The sequence below is a fragment of the Pseudanabaena sp. UWO311 genome (assembly GCF_006937785.1).
Lineage (GTDB): Bacteria > Cyanobacteriota > Cyanobacteriia > Pseudanabaenales > Pseudanabaenaceae > Pseudanabaena.
Genome location: NZ_SJEE01000041.1, coordinates 37,036 through 45,748, shown reverse-complemented (window position 1 = coordinate 45,748; position 8,713 = coordinate 37,036). Strand labels below are relative to the sequence as shown.

Genomic DNA, 8,713 nt, shown 5'->3' with positions numbered 1-8,713 from the left:
TCCCCAATCCCCAATCCCCAATCCCCAATTACCAATTACCAATTACCCAAAAAACTATGGGAACCCTCTACATAACTCACGATGATTCATTTATTGGCAAGACCGATGAACGCTTAACGGTAAAGGCTGAGAAAAAGCAAATCCTAGATATTCCACTAATCAAAATTGATGGGCTGGTAATCCTCGGTCGTGCGACAATTTCACCTGCGGCAGTGATCGAACTCTTAGAGCGAAAAATCCCGATGTCCTTTATGACAGGTACGGGGCGCTTTCTCGGTCGTTTGGAACCTGAGCTAACTAAAAATATTTTTGTCAGGCGATCGCAGTGGGATGCCGCAGGAGAAACACCGAAGGCGATCCATATGGTGCAAGCCTTTGTGCGCGGCAAGTTAAAAAATTATCGAGCGTCATTAATGCGGCATCTGCGGGATTATCCTGATAATGACTTACAGAAGGCGATTGATGCTCTCGAACGGGCGATTGATTCGTTGGCGGCGATTCAGGCGATCGCTAGTTTGCGGGGTGTGGAGGGGCATGGCAGTGCTGTCTATTGGCAAGCTTTCCCCAAATTAATTCGCGCCGATGGTTTTAGCTTTACGACTCGCAACCGCCGCCCACCGACCGATCCTGTGAATGCGATGTTGAGTTTTGGCTATTCTCTATTACGTCACGATGTGCAGGGGGCGCTAAATATTGTCGGTTTCGATCCTTATCTTGGCTATTTGCATATGGAGCGCTATGGTCGTCCCAGTCTTGCTCTTGACCTGATGGAGGAGTTTCGTCCCTTGATTGTCGATGCGATCGTGCTGTCGGCTATTAATCGCAAGGCAATCGCGCCCAAGGATTTTACTTCTGAACCTTTGAGTAAGGCGATTTCTCTATCTAATGAGGCAAGAAAAGTATTTTTAACGCTTTACGAGCAGAAAAAACAGTCAGAATTTAAGCATCCTGTAATGGGGCGTAAATGTACTTATCAGGAGGCTTTTGAGCTTCAAGCGCGTTTGTTGGCTAAGTATTTGATGGATGAGACGGATAAGTATCCACCGTTGGTGATGAAGTAGTTTTTGGTAATTGGTAATTGGGGATTGGGGATTGGTGATTGGTAATTGGGGATTGATATCTTCTTTTTAACTTAGGTTTACCCATCACCCATTACCCATTACCCATTACCCATTACCCATTACCCATCACCCGTCATCAATTACCAATTACCCATCACCAATTACCAAATCAATGTTCCTAGTCATCTCCTACGATATCTCCGAAGATAAACGCCGTACTAAAATCCATAAGATTCTCAAATCCTATGGGCAATGGATGCAGTTTAGTGTGTTTGAGTGTGAGCTTACGGATGCTCAATATGCCAAATTGCGATCGCGTTTGAGTAAGTTGATTAAGCCTGATGAGGATAGTATTCGCTTTTACTTTCTTTGCGGTTGCTGTCAGCCTAAAATAGAACGTATTGGTGGTGAGCAACTTCTAGATACGACTATCTTTTTTGCTTGATTTTGGTTCATGGGTTGCGCGGGAGTTCGGGTGTGTTTTTGAGTGCTATGAGTTTTGGTAGGTTAGAAGTATTTGCTGGTATATATTTGGGTGCGATCGAGATGGGTTTTCGTTTCGCGCAAGTTTTGAATGTGTTGGTATGTCTAGCTTTCATGTGTTTGCTACAAGTTCTGCGATCGCGTGATCATGCCAAAATCTGCTATAATTCTGATGGTTCGCGCAAATGTACCTTGAAAACCAAATATGTTATACTTCTCAAGCGCGGGCGGATTCAAAGCCTCTGAAACCCTTTTAGGGATTGAAACTGCTATATCGAATCTGAGTGGGATGATAAAGTACAGATTCAAAGCCTCTGAAACCCTTTTAGGGATTGAAACAAGATGAAAGTAGCTTTGATGCTGTTGATGGCTCATGATTCAAAGCCTCTGAAACCCTTTTAGGGATTGAAACGGAACTAGCGATAAATCAAGCAACTGATATGTAGTGATTCAAAGCCTCTGAAACCCTTTTAGGGATTGAAACATAATAGACAATTTCAGCATGAGCGGCTAGATTAGGATTCAAAGCCTCTGAAACCCTTTTAGGGATTGAAACAAGACTTGATGTAAATTCCCTTGATTGGAATTATCGATTCAAAGCCTCTGAAACCCTTTTAGGGATTGAAACAAGGTGTTTATATGCCTTTTGCTAGCCCTAGAATCGATTCAAAGCCTCTGAAACCCTTTTAGGGATTGAAACTCTGGTTTAGGTTACAGAGGCACAGCCCAAATCACCACGATTCAAAGCCTCTGAAACCCTTTTAGGGATTGAAACGGCAAGCTTGCTATCAGGTAAATCATGGACTAAAGATTCAAAGCCTCTGAAACCCTTTTAGGGATTGAAACGTAGTCTGCGAAGTGACTGGCTACGATATCGCTACAGATTCAAAGCCTCTGAAACCCTTTTAGGGATTGAAACATATGTGCCATTGGAAGGAGCAGCGATCATCAATGGATTCAAAGCCTCTGAAACCCTTTTAGGGATTGAAACATCCGCACAAACGCCGCCTGATCGCTCAAATACTTGGATTCAAAGCCTCTGAAACCCTTTTAGGGATTGAAACTACATTTGAGCTTTGATTCAATCCGCAAAAGGTAAGCCCAAGATTCAAAGCCTCTGAAACCCTTTTAGGGATTGAAACATGGAATATTTCGGCGAATCCTAGTTTTAGCGTGTAGATTCAAAGCCTCTGAAACCCTTTTAGGGATTGAAACATATTTTGAGGTTCCGACAACTTGTCGGAACCTCTGATTCAAAGCCTCTGAAACCCTTTTAGGGATTGAAACATACGTACAGAGAGAATATCGTCATCTTCTCCCCATTGATTCAAAGCCTCTGAAACCCTTTTAGGGATTGAAACGCTGGTTCAACCGATTACTATTTCTTCGCTTGGGAGATTCAAAGCCTCTGAAACCCTTTTAGGGATTGAAACAGAGCAGATATCTAAACTCAACTGGGATTTAGCTGATTCAAAGCCTCTGAAACCCTTTTAGGGATTGAAACAACCAAGATGTGCTATTCATTTGATTTTCCTTGAGATTCAAAGCCTCTGAAACCCTTTTAGGGATTGAAACCTGGTAAATTAAATAACCACTCCCAAAACTTATAAAGATTCAAAGCCTCTGAAACCCTTTTAGGGATTGAAACGCATGCTGCCAATAATCTCAGAGACTGGCATAAGAGATTCAAAGCCTCTGAAACCCTTTTAGGGATTGAAACGAGGTATCGCGATATTCAAGTATAGATTTAAGCCTGATTCAAAGCCTCTGAAACCCTTTTAGGGATTGAAACGAGAAAATTGATATAAGCGTAGAGCCAAGCCCTAAGATTCAAAGCCTCTGAAACCCTTTTAGGGATTGAAACAGTAAATAAAGCGCACGAAGATTTAATTAATGCCACGATTCAAAGCCTCTGAAACCCTTTTAGGGATTGAAACATCGAAAGCAAGTTTAGCCGACTGCTGATTTGCGATTCAAAGCCTCTGAAACCCTTTTAGGGATTGAAACGATTCTAGCGGCGCGATTTTACTTGGTGAAGACGGATGATTCAAAGCCTCTGAAACCCTTTTAGGGATTGAAACCTGTTACTGACGAGAATTTAAAAGTTGCTAATCGCAAATTAGGATTCAAAGCCTCTGAAACCCTTTTAGGGATTGAAACTGCAAAATCACAGGGCTTTCCCCATTCACTAGAGAGATTGATTCAAAGCCTCTGAAACCCTTTTAGGGATTGAAACTTGAAACCACGTTTGCAAATGGGCGGGGCGCAAGCGATTCAAAGCCTCTGAAACCCTTTTAGGGATTGAAACCAATCGCAACTATAGCTTCTGGGGGTAGCACTCCCAGATTCAAAGCCTCTGAAACCCTTTTAGGGATTGAAACAATTTGTGGCTTAACTACTACCTTGTCAATTTCATTGATTCAAAGCCTCTGAAACCCTTTTAGGGATTGAAACGCACATTCAGAGCTAACGGAGGTTTAGCCATGAGATTCAAAGCCTCTGAAACCCTTTTAGGGATTGAAACTTCACTAGACAAGGTTTGACTAAGCCTAGATAGCTTAAAGATTCAAAGCCTCTGAAACCCTTTTAGGGATTGAAACTACAGTCAATCTCAGCCAGTGCAACAGACAGCAGGGATTCAAAGCCTCTGAAACCCTTTTAGGGATTGAAACACCCCGTTGCAAGTAATCGATCGAACGATCGAACCAGGATTCAAAGCCTCTGAAACCCTTTTAGGGATTGAAACAACAAAGCCACCACCGTTAAAATTAACAATTCCTGATTCAAAGCCTCTGAAACCCTTTTAGGGATTGAAACATAATATCTTGAGACCTCTTGAGATTTTAGTTTTAGATTCAAAGCCTCTGAAACCCTTTTAGGGATTGAAACAATCATTTTGCAAGCCTCTGAAAATAGTGACAGGTAGATTCAAAGCCTCTGAAACCCTTTTAGGGATTGAAACGCTTTCTGGAAGTTTGATGAGACGACAGGAACTCGGATTCAAAGCCTCTGAAACCCTTTTAGGGATTGAAACGATGAGACGAAGCGTATCCTTACAGGGATCAGCGTTAGATTCAAAGCCTCTGAAACCCTTTTAGGGATTGAAACTTGTCGATTTCAATATTAATTAAGTGCCATTCGGATTCAAAGCCTCTGAAACCCTTTTAGGGATTGAAACTCGTATAGCTTAAAAGTTCTTTACGCGATTTTTGCGATTCAAAGCCTCTGAAACCCTTTTAGGGATTGAAACCATAAGTGGGATTGGTATAGCCACCGAAAGGATTGATTCAAAGCCTCTGAAACCCTTTTAGGGATTGAAACGAGTTGAAAGTGCGATCGCCATTGAGAGATAAAAAGATTCAAAGCCTCTGAAACCCTTTTAGGGATTGAAACAAGCGGCAATGCTTCGTAATGAGGCTACTGTTGAGATTCAAAGCCTCTGAAACCCTTTTAGGGATTGAAACTTGCTATCCGCACCCTGCTTAGCTGCATTACCAAGGAGATTCAAAGCCTCTGAAACCCTTTTAGGGATTGAAACTGATTCCCATCTAAAGATACAAATTGAACCTTTGGATTCAAAGCCTCTGAAACCCTTTTAGGGATTGAAACTAGGGCTTGCACCATACGCATTATGCTTGTTAGTTCAGGATTCAAAGCCTCTGAAACCCTTTTAGGGATTGAAACCAATGACATCATTAATGAGTAAAGCACCACCAACAGATTCAAAGCCTCTGAAACCCTTTTAGGGATTGAAACCTAAAACCAGATACCCATAAACCAGAACCAATGAAGATTCAAAGCCTCTGAAACCCTTTTAGGGATTGAAACTTTGATATTGTCGATAATCTTCCAAATTGTCTGAGATTCAAAGCCTCTGAAACCCTTTTAGGGATTGAAACAAATGAATCTAAACGAATAGGTGCAGCGAGAGAAGCGATGATTCAAAGCCTCTGAAACCCTTTTAGGGATTGAAACCAAATCGATGACACCGTTTGATCGCCTGATAGGTTGATTCAAAGCCTCTGAAACCCTTTTAGGGATTGAAACGGATCTACCCATTTCCCTGCTTCGATTTCTGTTTTGATTCAAAGCCTCTGAAACCCTTTTAGGGATTGAAACCTATATCTACTGTTGCGACAACTGCTTTTACTGTTGATTCAAAGCCTCTGAAACCCTTTTAGGGATTGAAACAGCTTGGTTACATCTTCTACTTTGCGGATGGTGCGGGATTCAAAGCCTCTGAAACCCTTTTAGGGATTGAAACCATCAGTAAAATCTCGGATTGATGCTGAGAAACGAGGATTCAAAGCCTCTGAAACCCTTTTAGGGATTGAAACCTACCGTATCGGTTTTTGAGGACGATTAATTCAAGATTCAAAGCCTCTGAAACCCTTTTAGGGATTGAAACACCGAATTAACGATCGCGGGTGTGGTGCAGGAGCCTGATAGTGGGATTCAAAGCCTCTGAAACCCTTTTAGGGATTGAAACATAGTACCTGTAGGAAGAGAAGCGTGAGAGACGAAGATTCAAAGCCTCTGAAACCCTTTTAGGGATTGAAACGTGCGTACTGTGTGACTGCCTTGTTAATCATGTTAGATTCAAAGCCTCTGAAACCCTTTTAGGTATTGAAACGGAAAGCAACCACTCATGCCCTTAGAAACAGTAAGATTCAAAGCCTCTGAAACCCTTTTAGGGATTGAAACATCGATTAGGACTAATACAGAACCAATTGCAACTGATTCAAAGCCTCTGAAACCCTTTTAGGGATTGAAACTTGAGGTTCCTAAATTCTCAAATTTTAATGGCGTTGATTCAAAGCCTCTGAAACCCTTTTAGGGATTGAAACGCAAACAGGATCTACCAGAGTTCCACTAATCTTCTGATTCAAAGCCTCTGAAACCCTTTTAGGGATTGAAACAGATTTTTTAGTGTATACAGACATGAGTTTTCTCCGATTCAAAGCCTCTGAAACCCTTTTAGGGATTGAAACGTTAAAAAAGGCTTCTCTATTTTATATTATAGAATGATTCAAAGCCTCTGAAACCCTTTTAGGGATTGAAACGCAGCCTACGTCAAATAGCTCATCTAGTAATGAAATACCAAGATTCAAAGCCTCTGAAACCCTTTTAGGGATTGAAACGATAATCTTTAGCTTGATTACTGGTCTATCGGTAGGATTCAAAGCCTCTGAAACCCTTTTAGGGATTGAAACTTTATGCTGAGAGGTTGGCAAGATGACAGACCTAAGATTCAAAGCCTCTGAAACCCTTTTAGGGATTGAAACGAAGGTGAAAGCGATATACCTTTTATCTGCAATCGGATTCAAAGCCTCTGAAACCCTTTTAGGGATTGAAACAGCGCCAAAACCCGCATTTCCAAGGATTCAATCTGATTCAAAGCCTCTGAAACCCTTTTAGGGATTGAAACAATAGATAGGTTATCGGTTAAATTAAGCTTTAGAGGATTCAAAGCCTCTGAAACCCTTTTAGGGATTGAAACAATGTGACAAGCAACGTATTTTCGGCAACGGGACATCCGTATCAAGATTCAAAGCCTCTGAAACCCTTTTAGGGATTGAAACAAACCCATTGACTGGTTAACGTCGTTAACTAGTAAGATTCAAAGCCTCTGAAACCCTTTTAGGGATTGAAACTCTGGATTCCAATTATTACGAGAGATTGCGTAAATGATTCAAAGCCTCTGAAACCCTTTTAGGGATTGAAACGAAGGACGGGTACGGATGCGGCTAAAAAGCAAATGATTCAAAGCCTCTGAAACCCTTTTAGGGATTGAAACATAGGTTTCGTATACAGCAAAAGCCTTTGAGGTAGATTCAAAGCCTCTGAAACCCTTTTAGGGATTGAAACACATAATTGACATCCTTTCTAGAACCAGCCATATAGGATTCAAAGCCTCTGAAACCCTTTTAGGGATTGAAACATTGGAGGTGCATTACTCATCAATGACGTGATTGGGCGATTCAAAGCCTCTGAAACCCTTTTAGGGATTGAAACCCAAAGGTGATAGAGGCGGATTTAAGTAACCGTAGATTCAAAGCCTCTGAAACCCTTTTAGGGATTGAAACAAATTTTAAATCTGGCAGTTTGGCAAGTGAGATCGATTCAAAGCCTCTGAAACCCTTTTAGGGATTGAAACCGAGCGATCATTTTTCCTAAGCGCCCAAACTGCTGCTGATTCAAAGCCTCTGAAACCCTTTTAGGGATTGAAACAGTGAGGGTGGGCGCTATGCAGGATTGACAAAAAGAAGATTCAAAGCCTCTGAAACCCTTTTAGGGATTGAAACGAAAACTGTGTGCTGGCGGTGCTAAGAGAGCAGGAGATTCAAAGCCTCTGAAACCCTTTTAGGGATTGAAACACATATAAACCATTTTTGGGCAGTGATGCGGTTGCATCTCTGATTCAAAGCCTCTGAAACCCTTTTAGGGATTGAAACGATTTTAACAATTACAAATTACGAATTATGCCTCTAAAACCCTTTTAGAGATTAAAACTGCTCTTAATATTTAAAACATCACGAACCTCATCTAGAGGCGTTGACCATAGAGACTTCCAATCTATACCAAATAGAGGCTTAGCATGTTTTGCCATCATCCATCCTTCGGCGATCGCATCCATATACTCAGCAGAACGCTCAATATCATAGACCACACTTTTGAGAAGATTCTTTGCAATTAAAGCCAGCCAAAATCTACTCGCCTGAAGTTGAGAAACATAGAAAGCTTCTAACTGAATCTCCCCAATAATACTAGTATTAAATCCCGTCACAACATGCCAAATATCATGAGTTTCCGTGATGTGAGCACCCAAAAACTCATAATCATTGCTGCTGGGCTTAATTTGCAACGGCTTCAGTCCATTCTGCAACATATGGTTAGCATAGGCATATCCCAGCGTATGACTTGGCAACAGAGCAAGCAATTCTAAATCAACTTCTCCTAGACGAGGATAATTAGCAAAAGCAGCTTTGCCTTGAGGCTCATTGGCGAGAAAATTAATGATAAGTTGCAAACTTTCTAGATCGCTAGAAGCTTGAGCGAGGCGATCGATTACACCAAAATCGCCATCAGGCGATCTTACCATTTCCAGAAAAGCCGACAGCAGCAATTCTTCTCTCTGTTGCTTTACTTCTAGTGATTCAGTCATAATA

General features: G+C 41.5%; 3 protein-coding genes and 1 CRISPR repeat array. Of the genes, 2 read left to right on the top strand and 1 reads right to left on the bottom strand.

Features of this window, described 5'->3' with window-relative positions; all coding sequences use genetic code 11:
- Nucleotides 1-56 precede the first annotated feature (56 nt).
- Complete coding sequence (cas1d, locus tag PseudUWO311_RS21750) at nt 57-1,061, top strand: type I-D CRISPR-associated endonuclease Cas1d (RefSeq protein ID WP_142657329.1); 1,005 nt, start codon at nt 57-59, stop codon at nt 1,059-1,061.
- A gap of 172 nt (nt 1,062-1,233) precedes the next feature.
- A complete protein-coding gene (gene cas2 / locus PseudUWO311_RS21745) occupies nt 1,234-1,506 on the top strand; it encodes a CRISPR-associated endonuclease Cas2 (RefSeq protein WP_142657321.1) in 273 nt (90 codons plus the stop codon).
- 268 nt (nt 1,507-1,774) lie between these two features.
- A CRISPR array of direct repeats spans nt 1,775-7,999; the repeat unit is 37 nt; unit sequence GATTCAAAGCCTCTGAAACCCTTTTAGGGATTGAAAC.
- Nucleotides 8,000-8,043: 44 nt separating this feature from the next.
- On the opposite strand, the gene PseudUWO311_RS24975 is transcribed toward cas2, so the two are convergent.
- Nucleotides 8,044-8,709 (bottom strand): Coq4 family protein, encoded by a 666-nt coding sequence (locus tag PseudUWO311_RS24975; protein WP_411730248.1) that lies wholly within the window; start codon nt 8,707-8,709, stop codon nt 8,044-8,046.
- Nucleotides 8,710-8,713: the final 4 nt, after the last annotated feature.